General features: G+C 59.3%; 22 protein-coding genes. 10 read left to right on the forward strand and 12 right to left on the reverse strand.

Features of this window, described 5'->3' with window-relative positions; all coding sequences use genetic code 11:
• Nucleotides 1–66: 66 nt before the first annotated feature.
• The 4 genes from ACIQUH_RS01235 to ACIQUH_RS01250 all read left to right on the forward strand — a co-directional run bounded on the left by ACIQUH_RS01235 (nt 67) and on the right by ACIQUH_RS01250 (nt 2,406).
• Nucleotides 67–954, forward strand: a complete 888-nt coding sequence (locus ACIQUH_RS01235) for a YicC/YloC family endoribonuclease (protein WP_400811975.1) — start codon at nt 67–69, stop codon at nt 952–954.
• Between the two features lie 5 nt (nt 955–959).
• Nucleotides 960–1,622 carry a guanylate kinase gene (gene gmk / locus ACIQUH_RS01240; protein WP_400811976.1) on the forward strand — a complete coding sequence of 221 codons (663 nt, stop codon included), beginning with the start codon at nt 960–962 and terminating at the stop codon, nt 1,620–1,622.
• 152 nt (nt 1,623–1,774) lie between these two features.
• A complete protein-coding gene (vapB, locus tag ACIQUH_RS01245; protein ID WP_400811978.1) occupies nt 1,775–2,008 on the forward strand; it encodes a type II toxin-antitoxin system VapB family antitoxin in 234 nt (77 codons plus the stop codon).
• On the forward strand, nt 2,008–2,406 hold the full coding sequence (locus ACIQUH_RS01250; RefSeq protein ID WP_400811980.1) for a type II toxin-antitoxin system VapC family toxin: 399 nt from the start codon (nt 2,008–2,010) through the stop codon (nt 2,404–2,406). The genes vapB and ACIQUH_RS01250 overlap by 1 nt, the downstream gene beginning before the upstream one ends.
• A 15-nt stretch (nt 2,407–2,421) precedes the next feature.
• Here ACIQUH_RS01250 and ACIQUH_RS01255 read toward each other — a convergent pair whose 3' ends face one another.
• From ACIQUH_RS01255 to ACIQUH_RS01285, 7 genes are all read right to left on the reverse strand, one after another.
• Nucleotides 2,422–3,045 (reverse strand): alpha/beta hydrolase, encoded by a 624-nt coding sequence (locus tag ACIQUH_RS01255; protein ID WP_400811982.1) that lies wholly within the window; start codon nt 3,043–3,045, stop codon nt 2,422–2,424.
• A gap of 74 nt (nt 3,046–3,119) precedes the next feature.
• On the reverse strand, nt 3,120–3,950 hold the full coding sequence (gene rsmA / locus ACIQUH_RS01260; RefSeq protein ID WP_400811984.1) for a 16S rRNA (adenine(1518)-N(6)/adenine(1519)-N(6))-dimethyltransferase RsmA: 831 nt from the start codon (nt 3,948–3,950) through the stop codon (nt 3,120–3,122).
• On the reverse strand, nt 3,950–4,972 hold the full coding sequence (pdxA, locus tag ACIQUH_RS01265; RefSeq protein ID WP_400811986.1) for a 4-hydroxythreonine-4-phosphate dehydrogenase PdxA: 1,023 nt from the start codon (nt 4,970–4,972) through the stop codon (nt 3,950–3,952). Before pdxA ends, rsmA begins: the two co-directional genes overlap by 1 nt.
• 26 nt (nt 4,973–4,998) lie before the next feature.
• Nucleotides 4,999–5,946 carry a SurA N-terminal domain-containing protein gene (locus tag ACIQUH_RS01270; protein WP_400811988.1) on the reverse strand — a complete coding sequence of 316 codons (948 nt, stop codon included), beginning with the start codon at nt 5,944–5,946 and terminating at the stop codon, nt 4,999–5,001.
• A 297-nt stretch (nt 5,947–6,243) separates the two neighbouring features.
• A complete protein-coding gene (locus ACIQUH_RS01275; protein ID WP_400811989.1) occupies nt 6,244–8,625 on the reverse strand; it encodes an LPS-assembly protein LptD in 2,382 nt (793 codons plus the stop codon).
• Nucleotides 8,626–9,714 carry an LPS export ABC transporter permease LptG gene (gene lptG, locus ACIQUH_RS01280; RefSeq protein ID WP_400811991.1) on the reverse strand — a complete coding sequence of 363 codons (1,089 nt, stop codon included), beginning with the start codon at nt 9,712–9,714 and terminating at the stop codon, nt 8,626–8,628.
• A complete protein-coding gene (locus ACIQUH_RS01285; RefSeq protein ID WP_400811992.1) occupies nt 9,711–10,880 on the reverse strand; it encodes an LptF/LptG family permease in 1,170 nt (389 codons plus the stop codon). Before ACIQUH_RS01285 ends, lptG begins: the two co-directional genes overlap by 4 nt.
• A 298-nt stretch (nt 10,881–11,178) precedes the next feature.
• On the opposite strand from ACIQUH_RS01285, the gene ACIQUH_RS01290 reads away from it, so the two are divergent.
• From ACIQUH_RS01290 to ACIQUH_RS01300, 3 genes are all read left to right on the forward strand, one after another.
• Nucleotides 11,179–12,672, forward strand: a complete 1,494-nt coding sequence (locus ACIQUH_RS01290; protein ID WP_400812488.1) for a leucyl aminopeptidase — start codon at nt 11,179–11,181, stop codon at nt 12,670–12,672.
• A 25-nt stretch (nt 12,673–12,697) separates the two neighbouring features.
• Nucleotides 12,698–13,147 carry a DNA polymerase III subunit chi gene (locus ACIQUH_RS01295; protein ID WP_400811994.1) on the forward strand — a complete coding sequence of 150 codons (450 nt, stop codon included), beginning with the start codon at nt 12,698–12,700 and terminating at the stop codon, nt 13,145–13,147.
• A 195-nt stretch (nt 13,148–13,342) separates the two neighbouring features.
• On the forward strand, nt 13,343–14,371 hold the full coding sequence (locus tag ACIQUH_RS01300; RefSeq protein ID WP_400811995.1) for a sensor domain-containing diguanylate cyclase: 1,029 nt from the start codon (nt 13,343–13,345) through the stop codon (nt 14,369–14,371).
• 31 nt (nt 14,372–14,402) lie between these two features.
• Here the strand turns inward: ACIQUH_RS01300 and ACIQUH_RS01305 are convergent, their stop codons facing one another.
• On the reverse strand, nt 14,403–15,329 hold the full coding sequence (locus tag ACIQUH_RS01305) for a Gfo/Idh/MocA family protein (protein ID WP_400811997.1): 927 nt from the start codon (nt 15,327–15,329) through the stop codon (nt 14,403–14,405).
• Between the two features lie 487 nt (nt 15,330–15,816).
• On the opposite strand from ACIQUH_RS01305, the gene ACIQUH_RS01310 reads away from it, so the two are divergent.
• Nucleotides 15,817–17,754 carry an EAL domain-containing protein gene (locus ACIQUH_RS01310; protein ID WP_400811998.1) on the forward strand — a complete coding sequence of 646 codons (1,938 nt, stop codon included), beginning with the start codon at nt 15,817–15,819 and terminating at the stop codon, nt 17,752–17,754.
• Nucleotides 17,755–17,915: 161 nt separating this feature from the next.
• On the opposite strand, the gene ACIQUH_RS01315 is transcribed toward ACIQUH_RS01310, so the two are convergent.
• Entirely contained in the window at nt 17,916–19,799 is a 1,884-nt protein-coding gene (locus ACIQUH_RS01315) for an ABC-F family ATP-binding cassette domain-containing protein (protein ID WP_400811999.1), read from the reverse strand.
• Between the two features lie 69 nt (nt 19,800–19,868).
• A complete protein-coding gene (locus ACIQUH_RS01320) occupies nt 19,869–20,915 on the reverse strand; it encodes a GGDEF domain-containing protein (RefSeq protein WP_400812001.1) in 1,047 nt (348 codons plus the stop codon).
• 258 nt (nt 20,916–21,173) lie between these two features.
• Between ACIQUH_RS01320 and ACIQUH_RS01325 the strand changes: the two genes are divergently transcribed.
• On the forward strand, nt 21,174–21,869 hold the full coding sequence (locus ACIQUH_RS01325) for a glutathione S-transferase family protein (RefSeq protein WP_400812003.1): 696 nt from the start codon (nt 21,174–21,176) through the stop codon (nt 21,867–21,869).
• A 103-nt stretch (nt 21,870–21,972) separates the two neighbouring features.
• Complete coding sequence (ndk, locus tag ACIQUH_RS01330) at nt 21,973–22,395, forward strand: nucleoside-diphosphate kinase (RefSeq protein WP_003496769.1); 423 nt, start codon at nt 21,973–21,975, stop codon at nt 22,393–22,395.
• Nucleotides 22,396–22,715: 320 nt separating this feature from the next.
• On the opposite strand, the gene ACIQUH_RS01335 is transcribed toward ndk, so the two are convergent.
• A complete protein-coding gene (locus tag ACIQUH_RS01335) occupies nt 22,716–23,228 on the reverse strand; it encodes a hypothetical protein (RefSeq protein WP_400812004.1) in 513 nt (170 codons plus the stop codon).
• Nucleotides 23,225–23,779, reverse strand: a complete 555-nt coding sequence (locus tag ACIQUH_RS01340; protein ID WP_400812005.1) for a CGNR zinc finger domain-containing protein — start codon at nt 23,777–23,779, stop codon at nt 23,225–23,227. Before ACIQUH_RS01340 ends, ACIQUH_RS01335 begins: the two co-directional genes overlap by 4 nt.
• Between the last annotated feature and the right edge of the window lie 47 nt (nt 23,780–23,826).

The raw sequence follows: 23,826 nt of genomic DNA on the forward strand, positions 1-23,826 counted from the left end.
AATCCTGACCGGGCCCTGCGATCCGCATGGCCCGGTTTTGCACGGCATGACGGGGGGCTTCCAGATATGACATTGCAATCGATGACCGGCTTCGCACGCAGCGAAGGAACCTCCGGCCGTTACCGCTGGGCGTGGGAATTGCGCTCGGTGAACGGCAAGGGGCTCGATGTGCGCCTGCGTCTGCCGGCCGGTCTTGAAGCGCTGGAAACGGCCCTGCGGGAAATTGCAGGCGAGCATCTTTCCCGCGGCAACATCCAGGCGGGCCTGACGCTGGCGATTGCGGAAAATCGGCTTGAGGCGGTAATCAACCGCGATGCCCTGGCGGCGGTTCTGGCACTCAAGAAGGAGCTTGGCGATGTCGTGGAAGACAAGCCGCTGAGCTTCGACACGCTGCTCACGCTGCGCGGGCTTGTCGATTTTCGTGAGGCGGAAGATGACGCGGAGGCGCAGGCTACGCGCAACAGCGATGTGCTTGCCGGCTTTGCCGCCGCGGTCGAGAAGCTGAAGGATATGCGCGAGCGCGAAGGGGCGTCGCTGTTTGCCATCCTGTCCGGTCATATCAACCGGATCGAGCAGCTCGCGGACATCATTGAAAGCGATCCGTCCCGCCATCCGGAGCAGATCGCGGCACGGCTCGCCCAGCAGATCGCCCTCATCGGTGACGGCTTGCATGGTCTCGACCGTGACCGGCTGCATGCCGAGGCGGCGCTGATCGCCACCAAGGCGGATCTGCGCGAAGAGATCGACCGGCTGCACGCCCATGTTCAGGCGTCGCGGGAGCTTTTGGCCAATGGCGGGCCGGTAGGGCGCAAGCTTGATTTTCTTGCACAGGAATTTAACCGCGAGTCGAATACAATCTGTTCCAAATCGAACGCCAGTGCGGTAACCGCAGCAGGCATAGAGCTGAAAGTGGTGATCGACCAGTTCCGCGAGCAGGTCCAAAATCTGGAGTAGACCCCATGGTCCCGGTGAATAATTCTCCCGTCACGATTGCCCGCAGAGGGTTGATGCTGGTGATTTCTTCGCCATCGGGCGCAGGCAAATCCACGATTGCGCGCAACCTGCTCGACAAGGACAAGAATATCGGCCTGTCCGTCAGCGTCACGACGCGCCCGCGCCGCCAGAGCGAGATTGACGGCATCCACTACCATTTCATTTCCACGCGTGAATTCGAGCGCCTGCGGGATAGCGATGCGCTGCTGGAATGGGCGGAGGTTCACGGCAATTTTTACGGCACGCCGCGTGGGCTGGTGGAAGATGCCATGGCTGCCGGTCGCGACATGTTGTTCGATATCGACTGGCAGGGCGCCGAGCAGCTGCAGGACAAGATGAAAGCGGACGTTGTTTCGATCTTCATCCTGCCGCCGACCATGACCGAACTTCAATCGCGCCTGCATCGCCGCGCCGAAGACACCGAAGAGGTGATCAAGACCCGGCTCCTCAATTCCCGTGCTGAAATCGAGCACTGGCGCGACTATGACTATGTCATCCTCAATGACGACCTGCAGGCCGCCTTCGAGGCCGTGGAAGCCATCGTGAAGGCCGAACGCGTCCGCCGCGACCGCCGCCATGGTATGTTCGATTTCGTGCGGGCATTGCTGGAGGAAGAGCCGAAGCTCTGACAGGCAAGCAGAGGCCAGCGTTTTGATTTTGGGCCGGGTTGTCGCTGCCACGACGATATCTGCGCTCTGATGGCCGAATACCGGGCAAAGACCTTGAAGCGGAGTGAAGGGAGGGTTATGTATATCCTGATGGGATATACGAGGCTTCGTCAATGGCTACGTCTACAGTTTTCATAACTAATCGCAGTCAAGCCGTCAGGTTACCAAAGACTGTGGCTTTTCCTGACGATGTGCATAAGGTCGACGTTTTGAAAGTTGGTCTTACACGCGTTATCGTGCCACATGGCAAGCGCTGGAATGATCTCTTCTTGACTGGTCCGCGCGTGACGGATGATTTTCTATCCGATCGCGAAGAGCCAACATCGGAGGAGCGAGAGTCCTTCTGATGCTCACATATATGCTCGACACCAATATATGCATCTATGTGATGAAGACCTATCCTCCAGCTCTACTGGAAAAATTCAATAGTTCAGCAGATCAACTCTGTATTTCGAGTATTACGCTTGGCGAACTCCACTATGGTGCGGAGAAATCTGCCCGGCGTCAGGAAAATCTCAATGCCATAGAGAATTTCACTGCGCGCCTTGAGGTTCTGCCCTTCGCCGATAAAGGTGCTGCGCATTATGGGCAGATCAGAGCCGAACTTGTCCGGGCCGGAACGCCCTGCGGCGTTCACGATATGCAGATTGGTGGCCATGCTCGAAGCGAAGGGCTCGTTGTCGTGACCAACAATATGCGTGAGTTTGTCCGAATGCCCGGCTTGCGAGTTGAGAACTGGGTTTAATTTTCGATGCCGTTGCTACGCGATGGACCAGCGTGCCAGCCATTGGCGGGATAATTGCTCGTCTGCTGCGTCTTCCGCCCAGCCGTGGCCCGTGTTGATTGTTTCCAGAACGGTATCAGCGCCGGCTGACCTCAGTTGCTCGGCCAAATGCGGCGCATCGGAGGGGTGACGCCGTTCGTCGTCGGCGCCGGCCAGCAGCAGTGCCGGATACCCCGCAAGGTTCGGAAGAGATTGATCCTTCCTTGGAGATAGCGGGCGAAGCAGGATGGCGCCTTTCGACAGATGACGGTCCTGACATATCGTTTCAGCCGCCACGATCGCGCCGTTCGAATATCCGACGAGAAAGGGTCTTTGCCCCGTCTGCTGAAAGACCATGGTGATAAACCGGCATAGTCTGGCGGCCTGATGTTTCAGATCGTCAATATCGAGCTGTCTGTCGGGTTTTCTGCGAAAAAATGCGAAGCCATTCTCCCAGGGAACAGCGCCTCTTGGCGCGTATAACGCACCCTTGGGAAAGACGGCGCGGCCAAACGAAATGAGGTCGTCTTCCTTTCGTCCTGATCCATGCAACAAGACAACCGCGCAGTCAGGTCGTTCGGCGGGAATGTCGAGCTTGTAGTGAAAACCGGCACTCTCCACGCGCTTGTTCCTTTATTCGCGGCGTCCACGAACCCGTGTCCCGCCGTTTGGAATCGCACATCACATGGCGGGATTTACAGGCAATTCGCCAAAGTGACGAATTCCTCCACCGACAGCGTTTCCGCTCGCCGTGTGGGATCGATCCCCGCTTTTTCCAGCAGTACCTCGCCGCCAAGGCTTTTCACGCTCTGGCGCAGCATCTTGCGGCGCTGGCCGAAGGCAGCTTCCGTGACCTTTTCAAGCTTGGCGACATCGCAGGGCAGCGGCTTGTCCTTCGGCAGCAGATGCACGACGGTGGACGTCACCTTCGGCGGCGGGCTGAAGGCCTGTGGCGGGACGTCGAAGGCCATTTCGGCGACCGTGCGCCAGCCGGCGAGAACGCCCAGCCGGCCATAATGATTGTCACCTTCTTCTGCCACGATACGCTGGCCGACTTCCTTCTGGAACATCAGCGTCATGGAGAGCCAGAAGGGTGGCCATTCCCTCGGCAGCAGCCAGTTGACCAGCAATTGCGTGCCGACATTATAGGGCAGGTTGGCGATGATCCGCACCGGTTCGCCGGCGGGAAGCAGAGCCTCGAAATCGGTCTTGAGGGCGTCGCCCTCGATGACTTCGAGCCGTCCGGGATAATGCGCTTCGATTTCGGCCAGCGCCGGCAGGCAGCGGCTGTCGCGTTCGACGGCTATGACCTTTTTCGCCCCAAGCGAAAGAATGGCGCGGGTGAGGCCGCCAGGCCCCGGGCCGACCTCGATCACCGTCACGCCGTCCAGCGGCCCTGCCGTCCTGGCGATCTTCTGGGTGAGGTTGAGGTCGAACAGGAAGTTCTGGCCGAGCGATTTCTTCGCGTCGAGCCCGTGGCGCTCTATGACATCACGCAGCGGCGGCAGTCCGTCGATGGCCGCCATTATGCGTTCGCCCAGCTGCGGAGGGAGATTTCCGCCGCCATCTTCAGCGCCGCCACAAGGCTCGCCTCATTGGCTATGCCCTGGCCGGCAATGCCGAAGGCGGTGCCATGATCGGGCGAAGTACGGATGAAGGGCAGGCCGAGCGTGACATTGACGGAATCGTCGAAGCCGAGCGCCTTGGCCGGAATGAGCGCCTGATCGTGATACATGCACACCGCCACGTCATAACGCTTGCGGGCGGCATCGTGGAACATGGTGTCGGCGGGCAGGGGACCGAAAGCATCGATCCCGTCCTTCCGCAACCGCATGGTCGCCGGGTGAACGATATCGCGATCCTCGGTGCCCAGTGCGCCATCTTCACCCGCATGCGGGTTGAGGCCGGCAACCGCCAGACGCGGCGCCTCGATGCCGAATTTCTGCCGCAGATCGGCATCGATGATCCGGCAGGTCGTGACGATCAGCTCTTCCGTGAGAGCGGCCGGCACGTCTTTTACGGGGATATGGATCGTCACCGGGACGACACGGACCTTGGGTCCGGCAATCATCATGACCGGGATGACTTGCTCGCCCGTCTGGCGCAAGGCGAGATCGGCCAGAAATTCCGTATGACCGGGGAAGCCGAAACCGGCTTCGTAAAGTACGGATTTTGCGATCGGATTGGTAACGACAGCCGCAGTCTTGCCCTCGACCGTCAGGGAAACGGCGGTCTCGATGGCCTTGATCGTCGCATGCGCCGCTCCGACATGCGGCTGACCCGCCTGCACCTCGAAACCGACAGGAAGAGGAAGGACGGGGAAAGCGCGTTCGAACAGGCCGACGGCACTTTCCGCATCGCAGGTCTCGATATTGACCGGGACACCGATCAGAGCCGCACGGCTCGCCACCACATCGGGGTCGCCGATGAAAATGAACGGCGGCACGCCGTTCTCCCGGCGCTTTGCCCAGGCGGTGATGGCGATGTCGGGGCCGATACCGGCTGGATCTCCCTGTGTCAGGGCAAGCGGCAGGGATGCATATGTCACGGAAAGACCCGGCTCTTGTATCAATATCAGGTGTTGACGATCTGCGCCTTCTTGCGCAGCTCATCCATATATTTCTTTTCGTTCGGGTTTTCGCCGTCCTTGGCCTTCATCAGGTCCTCGGACTTGAATACCATTTCAGCCGCATAGTCGTCGGAAACCTGACGCTGCTTGCAGATGGCCAGATATTCGACGCCCTTTTCGGTCACACGCGTACCGGTGGTGCCGCCTTCCTTGGTCTTTTCCACCAGCGCCTTCCAGTCTTCCGGCAGTTCCGGCGCGAGAATGCGGCCAAGATCCTTGATCGCCACGTCGCGCATGGTCGCGGCGAAGCTCATGGCCTGGTCGCAGCCGGGATAACGCTTGCGCGAGGCTTCAGCCTCGGCCTTGCGCTTGCCGGTAATGGCGTTGCGTTTCGATTCCGGGACAACGAAGATGATCTGCTGCAGGAAATATTCCGTGGTGACGGGCTTGTCGCCGCGTTCCTTCAGGCGGGTAACGAGATCCTGCGTCGACATCTTGCCGCGTGCGCCATAACGGGCGTTGACAAGGCGTGGCCAGCTCATCTGAACGGCGATGAAGGCCTTAAAATGGTCGGCTCCGACACCCGCCTGCGAAAGCACCTTCGTCAATTGCTGCGGCGTCATCTTGTTGTTGCCGGCAAAGCGTGCGAAGGCGGCATCGACGTCGTCGGTGCTGACCGACATTTTCACGCGGCCGATTTCTTCGCGTTTCAGCGCCTCATCGACCAGCTGCTCACGCGCCTTTTCATTGAGGTTGCCGGACTGGCGCTGCAGCTTCAGAAACGCGACGCGCCTGGCAATATCATCATTGGTGATGGGGGTCTTGTTGACGACGATCTTGACGGTGCTGTCGGCGAAGGCCTGGCCGGCATAGGGCACAACGGCCATGGGAACGGCGAATATCGCAAAGGCGAAAGCAGCGCCACGCAAAGCCGTCTTTCCGAAATTCATCATATCCTTCTCCCTTTCGTCGGGCAGGGTCCTGTTGCCCTGTCCCGCCAATCTGTTCTGCCTGATGGGGGGAATATAGAACTCTCCCGCTTTTCAGACCTGCCCTTTTGCATCCGCACCGCGAATTTGCCACGTATATATCATCGCGATCCGCAAGACGGCAATGTGTCGGTTTGTTGAAAGAAAACCCGATAGGTTCCATGCGCGGCCGACATTGGCGTGTTGTTGCGGCGAAACCGTGGCTTTACTGGCCAAATGGTAAAAAGGCAGGCCACGATGCTGCGTGACCTGCCTCTAAACTCAATAGTTGTTTGGCTTCCAGCCAATATCCATGTCGTTCCAGTCCTCATTGGCGGAGCCGACGCTGATATCGCCGAGCGTACGGAAGGCCAGGCGAGCATTGATCGACCAGTCATTGGCGGCCTGGCGGCTGGAGTTGATATTGCCTTCGTCGGAGTAGCTGACCGTCAAGATCGTGCATTCATCCTGATAGGCAATGCCGATGCGGCGTTCGGCGGCAAACTTGCCGTTCAGATCGTAGTTGATCGAGCCGAACAGCGACCAGTTGTCGTCCATGCGCAGCGTACCGGACGCCTGGATGATATCGCGGTCTTCATTATAGCCGTATTTGGGTTGCGCCTTGACCTGCGTATAGCTGAGCTTGCCGGTAAGGCGGCGGTCCGAATAGCTGATGCCGGTCTCCGAACGGTTGATGTCGAAATCGTCCTTGTCGAGACGCAGGCTCGACGACAGCGAAAGACCGATCGGCGCATCGAAAGCAGCCATGGCGACGTAGTCCGAACGGTCGGATTCGAGGCCGGAATTGGCGCCTGCATTGACGAGATCGTAGGAGGCGAAGGAGTTATCGCCCGCCAGATGGAAGGACTGGCCGGCAATGGCGCGAACGCCGTAGCCATTGTCGAACGTACCATTATAGCGGAAGCCGATATTGGCGCGCGTGCCGCCTTCGATCCGGTCGAAACCGGAGAATTTGTCGCGTTCGAACAGATTTGTCGCGTCGAAGACGAAGGCCTGTGCGTCCTCGTTCGGAAGACGGCCGGCATATTGTTCGTTCGGACGCACGAAAATCTGTGCAATCGGCTCGATCACGTGGCTGCTGTTGAGCGCCGTGAACAGCCAGGGATAACGTACTTCCAGACCACCGGTGACCATGCCGCGGAAAGCCGCGCCGTCATTCATCATGCCCTCATAGGCATAGGAGGTGCCGCCCGAAGTGAAGGCCGCAGGGGACATGTCCGACCAGAGCGCGTCGCCGCGCGCGGCAAGGATCGGCGTGATCTGCAGGCCGCTGTCCATCGTGAAGGTGCGCTTCCACTCGGCTTCGGTGGAAAGGCGCGTGTAGTCACCCTCAAGTCCGCTGAAACGCGGATAACCGCCTAGCGCGTAAGCATCCTGCCTCAGGCGGGTGATGCTCGTCAGATTGGTGGTCAGCGAAAGTTCGCCGCCATAAACCGGATCGGGCACGAAATAGCGATAGTCGACAACCGGATGGACGATTGCCTGCTTGCGTTCCTTGGCTTCGGTATTGTCCGTATCCTGAACGTTGAAATAATAGCCGCGGGCTTCGAAGCTGTTACGCTCCCCCGTACCGGTCAGATAGATCTGGTTGGTCTGGACGTCGTTTTTATAACCCTTCAGCCCATAGGTGCGCGAAAAGTTATTGTCGGTCTGCACCATGGCATCCCAGCCGAACGCCCAGCGCGGGTTGATCGAGAAATCACCCTTGCTTGCGATCATGCCGCGATTGTCGTTGAGGGCATCGCTGGTGCCGGCCGTGAAGGTTTCGGACTTCTGCTGGCTGATGCCGGCGATCGTGACCGTGTGCATGCCGGTTTCGAAGCGCTGGCGCAATTCCGCCTGCAAAAGCAGACCCTGCGTCGTGTAATAGGTCGGCGTGACGGTCACGTCCGATGTGTCGGACAGAACCTGGAAATAGGGGACACCGATACCGAAACCGAGATTATCGGTAATGCTCATCTGCGGGAATAGGAAGCCGGATTTGCGCTTAACCGTATTGTCCGGAACCGTGAGGAACGGCAGATAGGCGATCGAATGGCCGAAAAGCTGGAGGCGGGCCTTTTCCAGCCGCACCGTATGGGTCTTGCCGTCCTGAATGACGCGCTCGGCCTTGACCTGCCACAGCGGCGCCTTTTCGGGCCGCTCGGCGCAGGGCAGACACGCGGTGTAGACACCGTTGTTAAGCACCATCATGTCGCCTTCGAGACGCTCGGCGCTTTCACCCGCAATACGGGTATTGTCCGTGGTCTCGACGCGCAGCGCATTGACGAAGCCCTGACCGAAATCGTCAGTGACGTCCATCTCGTCGGCATAGATCTTGTTGCCGCCCGGCTCGATCAGCTCGATGTTGCCATGGGCAATCACGCGGCCGGTCTGCTGGTTGTATTCCACTTGCTGGGCCACCATGCGGTAGCCCGAATATTTCATGCGAACCACGCCCTTCGCGATCACGCGCTGGGAATCGCGATTATAGGTCAGTTCATTTGCTGTAAGCAGGAGTTTCGAATCGTCTTGGCTTGCCGACGCAAGCAGTCCATCCTGGCCGAAAGCGACCGGGCTGGATGCCAAATACGCGCACACAGCGGCACCTGTCAGAAGGGCCGTCCAAAGCCGCCTGATATTCCCGCGGTCAATTACCGCCACTTAGCCGTCCTCCTGATGAAGCAGAATGGTTGCCCCCAAAGCCAACGCCACGATGACTGGAACCCAGACCGCGACGGTGGGAGGGACAACACCACCACTCCCGAATGCCCTTACGAGCACGGTTACTACATAAAGCACGAAGCCGGAAACGATTCCACCCAGAATCACGGAGCGCGATTGGGCGAAGCGGCTGAACTTTAATGAAACGGTCGCGGCGATCAAGGTCATCGCGACCAGAAGCAGGGGCGTCGATAGCAGGAAATGATACTGCGTCTCAAGCGCCTTCGAAGATAGTCCAAAGGACTTTGCAACTTCGATCTTGTGAGAAAGGTCAAAGAAAGCAACGGTTTCCGTCTGCGTCATGCGCTCCTGGACGAATTCCCGTCTCAGATTGGTACTGATCCGCATGCTCTCTTGCCGAACTGGCACATGGCCGGCGCGCGTTTCCGTAACGCCGTTAAGAAGCCAGTAACCATCTTCCAATTTAGCCGACTTCGCATCCTTCCGCGAGACGATGTTTCCGCCCTTGTCGAGGTCGATGAGAACCACGTCGAGAAGCATCGTTCCGTTGTCTTCGAAGCTCTTGGCGCCGATGATCGTATCCTGGCCGCCGCTCGACTGGCGCATCCACGGAACGATCTCCTGCTGGCGGCCGCCGCCTGCTTCGTTGCGCAGGCCGGCTTCCATCGCCAGCGACTTGTTCTGGCCCCATGCCGCGATGGGGTTCAGGATCGTGACCGACAGGATACCGATGAAAACCGCGCCGAGCACGAAGGGAAGGATGAACTGCCAGGCGGAAATGCCGGCGGCGCGCGTCACCACCAGTTCGTAACGGCGGTTGAGCGAGATCAGCGTCGTCATGCCGACGAAAAGCGCGATGAAGGGCACGGTCTGCTGCAGGATCAACGGCAGGCGGAGCGCCGTCAGGCCAAGGGCGGCCGGAACCGAGTAGCCGGGCAGGCCGGACATGCGCCGTGCCGTTTCGCTGAAATCGGCAAGGTAAATGATCGAGGATACGCCGAGCACGAACCAGATGGCGGTGATCAGATATCGTTTCAGGAAATACCGGGAGAGCGTGTTGAAAATCATGCGTTGCCGCTCCCAGGGTTTTTCGCCATCCGGCTGGAGAAGAGACGGCGCAGGCGACCCATCGTATCGGCGATGACTTTCGGCATCTTCGGCTTGCGGCCGGTCAGCAGAATGAAGGCGGCGGCGCCGCCGCTTAAGCCCGGCACGGCATAGACCAGCGGAATGAAGGCCGCGCTTTGCTTGATCTGATTGGTGACGTAAAAACCAAGCCAGCGCAGCATGAAGGCCGTCACCAGTGCGGCGACCATTGGATGCAGGCGCGCCTCGCGGTGAGAACGGGCATCGGCGGCGATGACCAGCGAAATCAGCGCGAAGGAGAAGGCGAACATCCAGTCCGACAGGCGCTTGTGCAGCTCGCTGCGGAAATTCTCCGGTGAGCGCTTGTAGCTCGCATTGTTCTCGTCCGGGGAAAGAAGGAAGCCGAGGCTCGCATCACCGGGGGAAAGCGAGGGTTCCGAATCCTGCTTTTCCGACATGGTCGAGAGGTCGAAGGCATAGGACAGGAACTTGACGATCGAGACCTTGCCGTCCGGCGTCTTCTGCTGCACTTCGCCGTCGCGCATGGTGAGAGACGTGCCGCTCTCGTCGATCATGCCTTCCTTGGCATAATAGATGAGGTCGAAATTCGGATCGCGGCGGTCGGCGACGAACAGGCCCTTGAGGATACGGCCCTGCCGCTGGGCGATCTGCACGTAAAGGCCGTCCTGAATGGTGCGGAAGGTCTTTTCCTCGATCACCGAGGACAGAAGGTCGGCATAGGCGGCGGCCACCATCTGTCGGGCCGAGCTGCGGGCGGGCGGCTCGATGAAATTGGTGATGGTGAAGGAAAGCGCGCTCAGAACGGCGGCCAGAATGAGAACCGGGCGATACATCACCGAACGCGGCGCTCCGGCCGCATCGATGATGGCAAGCTCGGAATCATTGTTCATCGTCGTGAAGATCTGGGTGATGCCGATGACGAGCGCAAAAGGCAGGACCACGGGAATGAGCGTCGGCAGGATCATCGTCGCGAGCGCCATGAAGGAACCCATCGACTGGCCCGTATCGGTCACGAGGTTGATTCTCTGGAGAACCTGGATGGTCCAGATGATGGCCAGCACCGGCAGCAGCGCGACCAGAAACATCTGCGTTGTCCGCCGCAGGATATAGTTCTCGAGAAGCTTCATACGGCCCTGTTCGACATTGTTTTTCCGTGCGATCGCTCGCCGAATTTTCGCCTATCTAATCGCATCGTTGGCAATTGGCTATTCCGGCATGCTCACAAATATGTTTTGCGCGACGATTTTTCCATCGCCTGTGTCTTTTTGTGGAACAAGCTGTCGGTTTCATGACGTGATTTCGCATTCCACAAAAATGCCTTTCCTTTAACGACTGTAGGCCGTTAAAGAATGCGGGGTTGCGCCCCGGGCCGAAAAGGCCATGATCATGCGCATCGTGCAAGTCGTAGAAGAAGAGCAGGAAAACATGTCCGCCAAATTCGATATTTCTTTCGCCAATTCCGCCGCGCTGGAAAATGCCTTGGCCATCGTGCTGCAGGCCTCGGGTGAGGCGCAGGCCGTCGCCGGTGCTTCCGAGGCCGATCCGGGCGGGGTGATCGAGAGAGCGGCGAAGATTTCCGGCTTTTCCGCGAAATCCATGGCGACGCTCGACGTCATCGCACCGCAGGGTTCGGCGGCGGACCGGCTGCTCGTCATCGGGCTGGGCAAGCCGTCGAAACTGATCGCCCATGACTGGCTGCGCGCCGGCGGCACCGCGGCCGCCCATTTCAAAAAGGCGGACAAGGTCGTCATCTATCTCGATGCCCCGGGCGTCGAGGTTGGTGCCGAGGCGGCTGCGGACTTCGCGCTTGGCCTGCTGCTGCGCGCCTATAGTTTCGATGCCTACAAGACCAAGAAAAAGTCCGATGACGAAAAGACGCCGAAGAAGGTCGATGTCACCATCGTAACCGCCGCCCACAAGGACGCGGAAAAGGCCTTTGCCGTGTCGGAAGCCGTTGCCGGCGGCGTGGTTCTGGCGCGTGATCTCGTCAACCTGCCACCGAACGTGCTTGGCCCGGTCGAGTTCGCCGAAAAGGCGGAGGAACTGCGCAAGCTCGGCGTCGACGTCGAAATTCTCGGCGAGAAGGAACTGAAGAAGCTCGGCATGAATGCGCTTCTCGGCGTGGCGCAGGGCTCGGCCCGCCCGCCGCGGCTTGCGGTCATGCAGTGGAACGGTGGTTCGAAGAAAGATGAACCCATTGCCTTTGTCGGCAAGGGCGTCGTTTTCGATACCGGCGGCATTTCGCTGAAGCCCGGCCTCAACATGGAAGACATGAAGGGTGATATGGGCGGCGCGGCAGCCGTGACCGGCCTGATGCATGTGCTGGCGGCCCGCAAGGCCAAGGCGAATGTGATCGGCGTCATCGGCCTTGTGGAAAACATGCCTGATGGCAACGCGCAGCGCCCCGGCGATATCGTCACGTCAATGTCCGGCCAGACCATCGAGATCATCAACACAGATGCCGAGGGCCGGCTGGTTCTGGCCGATGCGCTCTGGTACACCAAGGACCGCTTCAACCCGAAATTCATGATCAACCTCGCCACGCTGACGGGCGCGATCACGGTAGCGCTCGGCAATCTGCAGGCCGGGCTTTTCTCCAACGACGACGAACTGGCCGCGCGGCTTGCTCAGGCGGGAGAGGCGACGGCCGAAAAACTGTGGCGCATGCCGCTCGGCAAGGATTACGACAAGATCATCGATTCCAAATTCGCCGACATGAAGAACAGCTCCGGCCGGCTAGCGGGTTCCGTCACCGCCGCGCAATTCCTCAAGCGTTTCGTGGGCGAAACGCCGTGGGCGCATCTCGATATCGCCGGCACCGCCATGGGGTCGCCGCTGACCGAGATCAACCAGTCCTGGGGATCGGGCTACGGCGTGCGTCTGCTGAACGAGCTCGTTCGCGCCCACTACGAAGATTGAAGCGAGTGGGGCGGCACGTCTGCGGATGACTGAAATTCTGTTCTACCATCTGACGGAATCGAAGCTGGAGGACGCGTTGCCGCCCTTGCTCGAGAAATCGCTGGAGCGCGGCTGGAAGGTCGCGATCCAGACGGTGGGCGAGGAGCGCCGTGATTTCCTCGACACGCATCTGTGGACCTTTCGTGACGACAGCTTCCTGCCGCACGCCACCGACACGTCGTCCGCACCGCAAAGCCAGCCGATTCTCCTGACGGCCTCGGATGAGAACGCCAATGCGGCGAGCGTGCGCTTTCTCGTTGATGGCGCCGAGCCGCCGGCGGTGGAGGCCTATGAACGCGTTGTCTTCATGTTTGACGGATACGACGCCTACCAGCTGGAAATGGCACGTAACCATTGGAAAAGGCTGAAGACGGAGGGGCACTCCCTGACCTATTGGCAGCAGTCGCCAGAAGGCCGCTGGCAGAAAAAGGCCTGATCGCACCGCAGGTTGGATATTTCCACGATTGGTTCCATATGCAAACAGACCGGCAAAAATTCGCACGTGGCGTTAATTGCCGGTTTTTGCATTATGCGCCGAAGGAAAGCACCCGGAGAGATGTGGGCTTTCGTGGGGCCGGTCGTTTGATCCGGTCAAAGGCTGCCGCAGACGAAACAGCAGAAGGATATGCGCATGGGACAGGCGATTTCACGACCGGACGGGGAAATGGAGCGTCTGGTGGCGGTGCGGTCGATCATGTCTTTCAAGAATGCCGAGATGCCGGAACTGAAAGTGCTGTCGCAATTGGGGCAGGGGGTGTTTGGCGTGGCACGTGCGGCGATCAATATTGTCGACGAGGATTGGCTTCATATCGCCGAGCAATCGGGAATGCAGTTGTCGGAATGCCCGCGCGATCTCTCGATCTGCAACCGCGTCATCGCCAAACAGGATGTGGTGGTGATTTCCGATCTGACCGAGCATCCGCATTTCCGCTTCATGTCCTATGTGAAAGGCGGCCCGGAACTGCGTTCTTATGCGGGCGCGCCGATCGAGCTTGAGCCCGGTCTTGTTGTCGGCGCCTTTTGTCTGGTCGATACGGTGCCGAGAAATTTTTCCGGCATCGAAATCGACAATCTCAGACACTTCGCGCTGCTGGCGGCCGCAATGCTGCGGCTTCAGAAAGCCAATTTCACCATGAGTCTTGCCGAACGCGAATTGCGCAATGCGGCGATGACCGATCCGCTGACCAGTTTTTATAATCGCAAGGCGCTGGAGGCGATCGTCGACGGCCAGCTCGGCGCGGCCCTGCGTGCAAACGAGGCCTTCGGTGTGCTCTATCTGGATCTCGACGGTTTCAAGACCATCAATGACACATTCGGCCATCCCGCGGGCGACCGCGTTCTGACCGCCGCCGCCGGACGTATTCGCAAGGCAATCCGCAGGGAGGACATTGTCGTGCGTATGGGCGGCGATGAATTCGCGATTTTTATACCGCGGCCCGGCACCCCCGATATCATGAGCGGGATGGCGGACCGGCTTCTGGCCGCTTTCCGCAACCCCTTTGACGTGGACGGGCAGGATGTCGACGCCCGCCTCAGCATCGGTGGCGCGCTTGCTCCGCAGGCGGGTACAGACCGGGCAACGCTGCTGTGCAGCGTTGATGAAGCGCTGTATCAGGCCAAAAATTCAGGGCGCGACCGCTTCGTCAGCCGCGCCCTTTGAGGCATTATCCTTCGGGAAGCGCTTCGGCTTCTCAGTCGTAGAAGGAATCCACGAATTTGTGGCGGCCGAGCAGGAAGGCGTCGGCCACATGGGTCAGCGGCGCAAGATCGACGTCCGAGCGGCTCGCCTTGATGATCTCGGAGAAGCGCTCGTAAAGGGCCGGATATTCCCGTTCCGGCTGGGAGAGCTTGTCTTCGCCATTGATCGAGAGCTTGGCGCCACCTTCGGACAGCACCATCCGTCCCGCCGCCGTCTCGGCAATGATGTCCCAGCTCTGCTTGCCGGTCTGGCGCCAGTCGAATTCGGCATGGACGGGCGTCTTCGTCACATCGGAAAAATGCAGGTCGGCGGCGATCGGGGCGTCGCGGTTTTCCGGGAATTCCAGCGTCGCCTTGGTCAGGAACAGCGCGCGCGGCAGGATGTGGGTGATGATCGAGAGCGCATTAATGCCTGGATCGAACACGCCGAGACCGCCCGCCTGCCAGATCCAGGCCTGGTTCGGGTGCCAATGACGCACATCCTCTTTCCAGATCACATGCACGCTGTCGATTTTCGTCGAGGCCAGAAACGCCTTCGCCGCCTCCACCGCCGGCGCATAACGCGAATGCCAACTGGTAAACAGCGAAAGGCCCTTCGAATCCGCAAGCCGAACGAGATCCTGCACCTCCGAAAGCGTCGCGCCCGGCGGCTTTTCAAGGAAGACATGCTTGCCGGCATTCAGCGCCGCGTAAGCCGCCTCGTAGCGATATTGCGGCGGCATGCACAGTGAAACCGCATCGATTGCCGGCTCCGCCTCCAGCATGGCCTCGATGGTGCCATAAGAAGAAACACCGTCGACGGTGCCGTGGCGGCTCGCGGTGCAGATCAATTCGAAATCCGGATTGCCTGCGATGGCGGGAAGATGCTGGTCGCGAACGATTTTACCGACGCCGACGATGGCAAGCTTGGTGGCTGACATGGAGAGGAATCCGTTTGAGTGCTTCATGGAATAAAGTGTGACTTTATAGGGTTTTAGCAGAAACGACCGAAGGGGCAAGGCGATCGATCCCGAAGGCCCTGTCATTTTTCATATCGCAGCATCATGACAAAATGCGTGAGTGCTTCATCGACAATACAGAATAAGTTGATTTTAATAAGTATTGTTTTCGATTTTAATGTTTTATTTTTGTCATAATCCGATTTTAACTATTTAATTTTAATATAAGTTTCGAAATTATTGTTTTTTAATTTAGTTTTATATTGAATTATTTCAAAGGGGACGGAGACGTGAGGTATTTGTTTGGCAATGACTGTCCTGATGGCGTCGCCGGTGCGGCGGCCCTGGCTGAGATCGCCCGGATCAGGCGGCGATAATGCTGTTTTTTATCCCTGCGCAAAAGCTGGATTTGTGAAGGCTAGGTGCTGAAATTCGGGCGCCAGCGCCGATATTTAACCGTGAGTTACAAATGATGGAATTGATCGTTGCCCAGGCGGCTGCATCCGCCGCCGAACTTCCATTCCTGCTGCTTCAGGCGGCGGCCGTGGTTGGCATGTTGTCCGTGCTGATGCTCCTGCACCGGACCATCGCTTTTAATGACGTGCGTTATAAGGTTTATTACGGGGTGGTTTTCGGAGTGACCGGCTTTCTGCTGACGCTCCTGGTTTCCGAGTTCATCCAGCTGCCGTCCAAGCCCTATATCCGCTCGGACCTGTTGTTTCTGGCGGGGGTGCTTGGATCCTGGCAGGGCGGATTGATAGGTCTGGCGTTTATCTCCGCGGCGCGTTACCTGTTCGGCGGTCCCGCCTTTTTTGGGGCGGCACTTCTGGACATGAGCATCATCTCCGCTTTCGGCATCGCCGTCTATGGCTGGATGCGCGGGCGCCGTCTCACCGAACTCGGCATACGGGAGATTACAGGGGTTTTCGCGATCAGGATTTTTGCGGCGCTGTTCGCGATTTCCATGACTTACCTCCTCGGCATGATCGGTGAAGAGCTGTTTCTGAGCAATGTCGGACGTCGCATTGTCGGCGCGAGTGTCGGCCTGCCGATGATCGCCTGCCTTTTCCTTGTCCTGCGCAGCGAAGCGCGGGCGCGGGACGCGGCTAAAAAACGCGACGTTGCCGCGCGGACGGATTCGCTGACCGGCCTGCCCAACCGGCGCGCGCTCAAAGACCATATCGAAATGACGACACGCCAGACACCGGCCGTGCCGCACGCGCTGCTGCTGATCGAAATCGTCAATATTGCCGATGTCGCGGCCTATCAGGGCGAGGATTGGGCCGATCTTTTCTGGCCCAAACTGGCGCAGGAAGTCTGTGACGACGATAACGGTCTGTTGTCGAAGGCCAATGCGCCACGCAGCTTCATGTTTGGAGACGCGACGCTTGCGGTGGTCGTTGCGGGGATTTCGCTGGAGAAATCGGAAAGCGCCAGCCTTGTCATGCATCTGCACGAGGGGCTGATCTCCTTTTTCCGAACCGCGGAGGCAGGTCCGGTCCCGCATTTCAAACTCGGTGCGGCGAATCTGGAAATGGTCCCGGATCAAAACGTTGCCTCCTTCCTCAGGCATCTCAGCCTGGCGCTGAGACGGAGCGAAAATCCCGTGCAGATTTTCCCCTTCTCTTTCGCCGAGAAAGCGGCACGGGACGAGGGCGTGCGGCAGATGCTGGTCCGTTGGATCAAAAATGGAAGGCCGCCGATATTTTATCAGCCCAAGTTTGAAATTCACACCCGCCGCATGGTCGGCGCCGAGGCGCTTTTACGGGCGGTCGACACACATGGGCAGGCGCTTTCGCCCTATTATGTGCTGGAGATCGCCGAACGCCACCGGCTGCTGGTGGATTTCGAATGGTCGACCATCGAGGCGGTGGTTCGCGACCTTGCCGAGTTACGGGATGTCGATGCGGATTTCCATCTCGCCGTGAATATCTCCGCTTCGTCTTTTGCGACCGCGCGTTTCGGGGAGAGGGTGGTGGCCTTGCTGCAGGCGGCGGCGGTCCCGGCATATCGGCTGTCGATCGAGGTGACGGAAATGAGCAAGATGCCGAGCATCGATGCCGTGCAGCACAATTTCGATGCGCTGTTTGCAGCCGGCATAAGGTTGGCGCTCGATGATTTCGGCACTGGCTACGCCGCGCTCACTCTGCTGGCAAGGTTTCCCTTCGAAGAGGTGAAGATCGATCATTGGATGACATCCCGGCTCGATCAGGCACGCTTCAGGGATGCCGTTGTGCTCGCTTTTGAAAGTGCCGAACGATATGGCGCCAAGCTTGTCACGGAGGGCATAGAGACCGAGGAGCAGAGCCGGATGTTGATGCAGATGGGCATCCGCTTCGGGCAGGGCTATCTTTATTCGCCCGCCGTTCCCCTTGAACGCCTGCTGCCTCAGAGGAAATGCGCCTGATGCATGCCGGGGGAGTTGCGCCGTGATTTGCCTTTAGGGATGAAAGCGTCACGGACGGGCAGGCCGTCCGTGGCAGTTCCATTCGATTGCTTCTGGCGCGCAGGAAGACATTTGCGCCGGCGGAACGGGGTGCCGACTGAGCTCCTCGTTGTTGCCGCCCATCACGATGCCATCGCGTCCTCATATTCGCTCGAAAGCAGCAGCCATTGTTCCTCTGCGTCTGAAAGCTTGCTTGCGGCTTCGCCCCGCTCCTTCACTTTCTGTGCGGCCTTGGCGGGTGCCTTTTCGTAGAGGGCAGGGTCGGCCAGTTCGGTGTCGAGAGACTGAATCAGTTTCTCAAGCTTCGCCGTCAGGGATTCGATTTCGTTGATCTTTTTCTTGAGCGGCGCCAGTTGGGCGCGCTTTTCCGCGCTTGCCTTGCGCTGGTCGGCCTTCGAGGCCTGATCGGCGCCGGCATCGGTCTTGTCGTCTTTCTTTCTGCCGGAGGAAACGACGAGATCGCGATATTCCTCCATGTCGCCTTCGAAGGTCTTGACCGTGCCGTCTGCCACCAGCCACAGCCGGTCCACCGTCGCTTCGATGAGGTGGCGGTCATGCGAGATCAGGATCACTGCGCCATCATAATCGTTCAGCGCCTCGATCAGCGCCCGGCGGCTGTCAATGTCGAGATGGTTGGTCGGTTCGTCGAGGATCAGAAGGTTCGGCGCATGGAACGCCGCAAGTCCCATCAACAGGCGAGCCTTTTCTCCTCCGGACAGATCCTTCGCCGCCGTCGCCATTTTTTCCGTTGCAAGGCCCATCTGCGCCACACGTGCGCGCACCTGCGCTTCAGGCGCCAGCGGCATCAGCTTGCGCACATGTTCGACCGGCGTTTCATCCGGCACGAGGTCATCGAGCTGGTGCTGCGCGAAAAAGCCGATCTTGAGGCCAGGCGCTACACGAAGATCGCCCGCCTGCGGCGCAAGCCGGCCGGAGATGAATTTCGCGAAGGTGGACTTGCCGTTGCCGTTCGAGCCGAGCAGCGCGATGCGGTCGTCATTGTCGATCCTGAGATTGAGCTGCTTCAGAATGGATTTGCCGGGCGCGTAACCAACGGCGCCGCCATTGATCGCGACGATGGGGGAAGCGGGCTGCTTTTCCGGCTCGGGGAAGGTGATCGGCTGGACATGATCCTCGATAACGGCGGCAACCGTGCCCATGCGCTCCAGCGCCTTGATGCGGCTCTGCGCCTGCCGCGCCTTGGTGGCCTTGGCGCGGAAACGGTCGATGAAGCTTTGCAGATGTTTGCGCGCGGCATCGTTTTTCGCCTTCGCCTTCATCTGCAATTCGTCGGCCTCGGCCTTCTGCCGCTCGAACTGGTCATAACCGCCGCGATAGAAGGTCAGCTTCTTCTGGTCGAGATGCACGATGGAATTGACGGCATTGTTCAGAAGATCGCGGTCATGGCTGATGATGATGACGGTATGCGGATAACGCCTGATATAATCTTCCAGCCAGAGCGTGCCTTCGAGATCGAGATAGTTGGTCGGCTCGTCGAGCAGCAGCAGGTCCGGTTCGGCAAACAGCACCGAGGCAAGCGCCACGCGCATGCGCCAGCCGCCGGAGAAGGAGGAGGCGGGGCGAAGCTGCGCCTCGTGATCGAAACCGAGACCGGCAAGAATGCTGGAGGCGCGCGCTTCGGCCGAATGGGCGTCGATATCGACAAGCCGCATCTGGATTTCGGCGATCCGGTGTGGATCGGTTGCGGTTTCGGCCTCGGCCAGCAGCGCGCTGCGCTCCTTGTCGGCGGAAAGCACGATGGAAATCAGCGATTCTTCGGTGCCCGGCGCTTCCTGCGCGACCTGGCCGATGCGCGCCTGTTTCGGGATCGTTACCGAACCGCTTTCCGCCGAAAAATCGCCGGTGATGACTCTGAACAGGGTGGATTTGCCAGCGCCGTTGCGGCCAACAAGGCCCGCCTTCACACCGGCGGGAAGCGTCACGCTGGCATGGTCAAGAAGCAGACGCCCGGCGATGCGGGCGGAAAGATCGGTAATCGTAATCATGGCGCCGTTTTGGCCGAACTGTCTGGCCAAGGCAAGAGCGCGCGCGCCACATCGGGTGAGATTACGGTATCAATCGCCGAGCTGCGCCAGATAGCTGGTGCGGCTGTGCTGCGCCACCTCCCGCGAGTAACCGACGACGCAGTTGCGCGCGCCGCAGCGGGCGGAGAGCAGAGCGAGTTCGGCATGGCCGAAAAATTCGGCGGCCGTGGCGGTGCCATCCACCTCCGCGACACCGATCGAAACGGTCAGGTGCTCGCCATCGCCGCCGCTCGTCGCAAAACGCAAGGCCTCAACGCTCTGCCGCAGCCGCTCCGCAATGGCCTCGGCCGTATTCTGCGGCACGCCGGCAAACAGAAAGGCAAATTCATCGCCGCCGATGCGTGCGACGAAATCGTCCTTCTTGATGGTCTTGCGAAACAGGGCGGCGAGCCTTCGCAGCGCCTTGTTGCCGGCGGAAGAACCATATTTGCCGTTGATTTCCCGGAAATGGTCGATGTCGAGCAACACCAGCGAGGTGGCGGAGGCGGCCCGATCCTTGGCAAAAAGGGCGCCGAGCTTTTCCAGAAAGGCGGCCCGGTTGGGAAGCGCCGTCAAGCTGTCGCGCAGCGAGGCCGCCTGAAGTTCCACCCGGTTTCTTTCGGCTTCGCGGATTTTCACCAGGCCCATGGCAATGAAATGCCGGAGGCTCGTCTGCTCCTCGTGAATGTCGCCCAAAAGTTCCAGAAAACGCTCCGTCGCGGGCGGCTCACCCTCTTCGTCCTGCTGGAGGCCATCCATGAAAGTTTCTGTGCGCTGCAGGCTTGCCTCAAGCCGCGCGGAAATCTGCGTCAGCGTATCGAAGGCCTCGCTCGCCATCTGTTCGGCCTCGATCCGGGAAAAGCCCGGCAGATTGTGCCGTTGGCCGATAAGATCGATCTCGTGCTGTCGCGGCGCATTGCCGAGCGCGAGAATATCGCGGCCCATGGCCGGGTTGTGGCCCGACAATATTTCATAGATCAGTTCGTAATTGCGCGGCAAAGGCGCAATGTTCATCTTGGCGATGAATTGGGCGATTTTGGTAACGACAAGAGAACTTCTTGCCTGTTCACGTTTCTTATCGCCCGCCGATGTCGTCACTGACAGCCCCAATACCGATAGATTATTATAAATAGACCGGCGATGACCGATTGATGAATGGGGATATTCTTACAAGCAACGGTTTAAAATTGACTGAATCCACAAAAATTTTTGGCGCTGCGAAGCGAAAATTTCCATGTCGGCAAAAGTGGCGGAACACCCGCGCGCCTTGATCGATTGCATGACAAATCCTGATTTGATTTCATGCTTGCGCCGTTCTTATATCGCTCCATCGATGTTGCAGAAGAGGGGTAGCCCATGACGACTTCCAGAACGCTCTATTCGCTGTGCGGAAGCGATACTTCCCGGCCATTTTCTCCCCATTGCTGGAAAACCGTGCTTTCGCTCGCCCATAAGGGGCTGGATTTCGAGGAGCGGCCTTTGCCCTTCACGGTGATCCCGACGGTGGAGGATGGTTTTTCGAAGACCGTGCCGATCCTGCGCGACGGCGACCAGCTGGTGAGCGACAGTTTCGAAATCGCCCTCTATCTGGATGAGGCCTATCCGGAGCGCCCGTCGCTGTTTAACGGCGAGGGCGGCAAGGCCATGGCCCGTTTCGTCGAAAGCTGGTCGCAGACGGTGCTTCACCCGGCGATTACCCGCATCGCCGTACTCGATATCCACAACATGCTGGATGAGCCGGATCGCCGCTATTTCCGCGACAGCCGCACGAAAGTGCTCGGCCGCCCGCTTGAGGATGTGGTGGCCAATCGCGAGACGGAAATCGCTGCGTTTCCCGCATTGTTGACGCCGATCCGCCGCATGTTGAGCTTCCAGCCCTTCATCGGCGGCACATCGCCGCTCTTTTCCGACTACATCGTGTTCGGCGCGCTGCAATGGGCGCGCATCACCACCGGGGCCGATCTGTTTTCCGATAATGACCCGGTGCGGGACTGGTTCGAAGGTTGCCTCGATCTCTACGATGCGAGGGGCCGCAGTGTGACAGCGGCGTGAAATGTCTGGCGTCATCGTCGCAATCTCGTCGATCCCCCTTGTTTTCGGGCCTTTGGGCGGGTAAAGACCGCCCACTTTCTCTGAAGGAAAAGGAAACGGACACATGGCGATTGAACGCACATTTTCGATGATCAAGCCGGACGCAACCAAGCGTAACCTCACGGGCGCGATCACCAAGGTATTTGAAGACAACGGCCTGCGCGTCGTCGCCTCCAAGCGCGTCTGGATGAGCAAGCGCGAAGCCGAAGGCTTCTACGCCGTTCACAAGGAGCGTCCCTTCTTCGGCGAACTCGTTGAAGGCATGACCTCCGGCCCGACCATCGTTCAGGTTCTGGAAGGCGAAAACGCCATCCTCAAGAACCGCGAAATCATGGGCGCCACCAACCCGGCCCAGGCCGCTGAAGGCACCATTCGCAAGACCTTCGCGCTCTCCATCGGTGAAAACTCCGTTCACGGCTCCGACGCCCCGGAAACCGCCGCACAGGAAATCGCCTACTGGTTCGCCGAAACCGAAATCGTCGGCTGATTCAAAATCTCAACGGCTTGAATCGTTGTTTCAGGCGGTTGGTTGAAGTTGCTGAAAAGACTCGAAGAAACGGAGCCGAAAGGCTCCGTTTTTTTTGTTTTGGAGCGCTGCCCGCAAGACGACGCATTTTTGCGGAGACCTCGCTCCATACTCCGTCACCCCGGACTGGATCCGGGGTCCAGCGCGATCAAGTCCTTGATCGCAAAAAGTCTTACGCCACGCAGACGCGCGGCTGCTGGATGCCGGGTCAAGCCCGGCATGACGGAAGAGAGGTTTGCCACCTCTTACAGGGACCTCAGCCGAAAGATTGCAATTTCTTGTTACGACGCCGGGCACCCCTGAACCGGCCGCATATCCGTCGTGCCGTCAGGTTTGAACACCTCCGGATTAGGCGTATAGAGCGGGCCAACCACCAGCGGCTTGGCGGGAAGAAGCGACTGGTCGGTGTCGGAACGGATCGTGGTTTCGATCGTCTGCAGAATATCGCCTTCCGGCCCCTTGATGCGGAGGGTGACCCTGTAGGGCCGGTCCTGCTTCACGCATTCGACCGGCGGGCTCTGAATGGTGATCTTTTCGTCCTTCGGGAAAATCTTCTCGCGGCTGTTGAGGTCCGGGCCCCCGCGCGGGTTTTCGAACGTCGCCTCAATGGTGCTGCCATCGCGAATGGGGGCAATGCGCTGAAGGGTCACCAGATAGGTGGCGATGGCGACGCGGTAGTTGAAAACGAACATGCGGCCGGAAATCTTGGCCACCTCGCGCGGTTCGTCGCGCTGGCAACCGGAAAGAGCGAGCATTCCCGCAATCGCCAGCAATGGAAGGGCAATTCTTTTCATGTCTGCACCTCCTTCTTCCGGTGATAGTGCCGGCTGGCTTTCTGCCGGTTGCCGCACACCGCCATGTCGCACCAGATTCGGCTTCTGTTCTTGCTGCGGTCAATGAAAAGCCAGCCGCAATTGCCGCAGATCCGCAGTCGTTCCTGTGTTTCGCCCGCAAGCAGCGAGAGCGTGGAATGGGCGGTGGCGTTGCCGAGGTTTTCGGCACGCGGGAATGTCCGCAGCGCCGTGCCGCAGGCGAAGAGGAGCCCGGCCAGCCTGCCGTCGCCGTCTTTTCCGCCGCCGGTGACGGATGCGCGGAAATAATCATCGACAGCCTCGCGAAGTGCGAGAAAAACCGGCCGGTTTTCCGCGTCGGGCGCAATGAGCGCGGGAAACCTGTCACGCTCCGCACCAAGCTGCATCGCGGCCTCGGCAAAGGCGGCGATCTGGGCCGGCACGGCAAAACGGTCGACCGTTTTTGCCGCATCCGAGCGCAGGATGACGCTATTGGCGACATCCAGCGCCAATGCGCCGCCTGCGAAACGATGTTCTGTCCAGCGAAAGGTCATGCGGCATATTATAACTGTCAAAATCAGTTTTAACAGTTATAATCATC

This window comes from Agrobacterium sp. NPDC090283, from assembly GCF_044769685.1.
GTDB lineage: Bacteria > Pseudomonadota > Alphaproteobacteria > Rhizobiales > Rhizobiaceae > Agrobacterium.

Excerpts from the sequence above, each read along its gene's own strand:
- lptG (WP_400811991.1), bottom strand. The coding sequence starts at position 9,714 with ATGATTTTCAACACGCTCTCCCGGTATTTCCTGAAACGATATCTGATC.
- ACIQUH_RS01250 (WP_400811980.1), top strand. The coding sequence starts at position 2,008 with ATGCTCACATATATGCTCGACACCAATATATGCATCTATGTGATGAAG.
- rsmA (WP_400811984.1), bottom strand. The coding sequence starts at position 3,950 with ATGGCGGCCATCGACGGACTGCCGCCGCTGCGTGATGTCATAGAGCGC.
- ACIQUH_RS01235 (WP_400811975.1), top strand. The coding sequence starts at position 67 with ATGACATTGCAATCGATGACCGGCTTCGCACGCAGCGAAGGAACCTCC.
- ACIQUH_RS01340 (WP_400812005.1), bottom strand. The coding sequence starts at position 23,779 with ATGACCTTTCGCTGGACAGAACATCGTTTCGCAGGCGGCGCATTGGCG.
- gmk (WP_400811976.1), top strand. The coding sequence starts at position 960 with ATGGTCCCGGTGAATAATTCTCCCGTCACGATTGCCCGCAGAGGGTTG.
- ACIQUH_RS01295 (WP_400811994.1), top strand. The coding sequence starts at position 12,698 with ATGACTGAAATTCTGTTCTACCATCTGACGGAATCGAAGCTGGAGGAC.
- ACIQUH_RS01285 (WP_400811992.1), bottom strand. The coding sequence starts at position 10,880 with ATGAAGCTTCTCGAGAACTATATCCTGCGGCGGACAACGCAGATGTTT.
- vapB (WP_400811978.1), top strand. The coding sequence starts at position 1,775 with ATGGCTACGTCTACAGTTTTCATAACTAATCGCAGTCAAGCCGTCAGG.
- ACIQUH_RS01270 (WP_400811988.1), bottom strand. The coding sequence starts at position 5,946 with ATGATGAATTTCGGAAAGACGGCTTTGCGTGGCGCTGCTTTCGCCTTT.
- ACIQUH_RS01315 (WP_400811999.1), bottom strand. The coding sequence starts at position 19,799 with ATGATTACGATTACCGATCTTTCCGCCCGCATCGCCGGGCGTCTGCTT.
- ACIQUH_RS01335 (WP_400812004.1), bottom strand. The coding sequence starts at position 23,228 with ATGAAAAGAATTGCCCTTCCATTGCTGGCGATTGCGGGAATGCTCGCT.
- ACIQUH_RS01305 (WP_400811997.1), bottom strand. The coding sequence starts at position 15,329 with ATGTCAGCCACCAAGCTTGCCATCGTCGGCGTCGGTAAAATCGTTCGC.
- ACIQUH_RS01300 (WP_400811995.1), top strand. The coding sequence starts at position 13,343 with ATGGGACAGGCGATTTCACGACCGGACGGGGAAATGGAGCGTCTGGTG.
- ACIQUH_RS01290 (WP_400812488.1), top strand. The coding sequence starts at position 11,179 with ATGTCCGCCAAATTCGATATTTCTTTCGCCAATTCCGCCGCGCTGGAA.
- ACIQUH_RS01310 (WP_400811998.1), top strand. The coding sequence starts at position 15,817 with ATGATGGAATTGATCGTTGCCCAGGCGGCTGCATCCGCCGCCGAACTT.
- ACIQUH_RS01325 (WP_400812003.1), top strand. The coding sequence starts at position 21,174 with ATGACGACTTCCAGAACGCTCTATTCGCTGTGCGGAAGCGATACTTCC.
- ndk (WP_003496769.1), top strand. The coding sequence starts at position 21,973 with ATGGCGATTGAACGCACATTTTCGATGATCAAGCCGGACGCAACCAAG.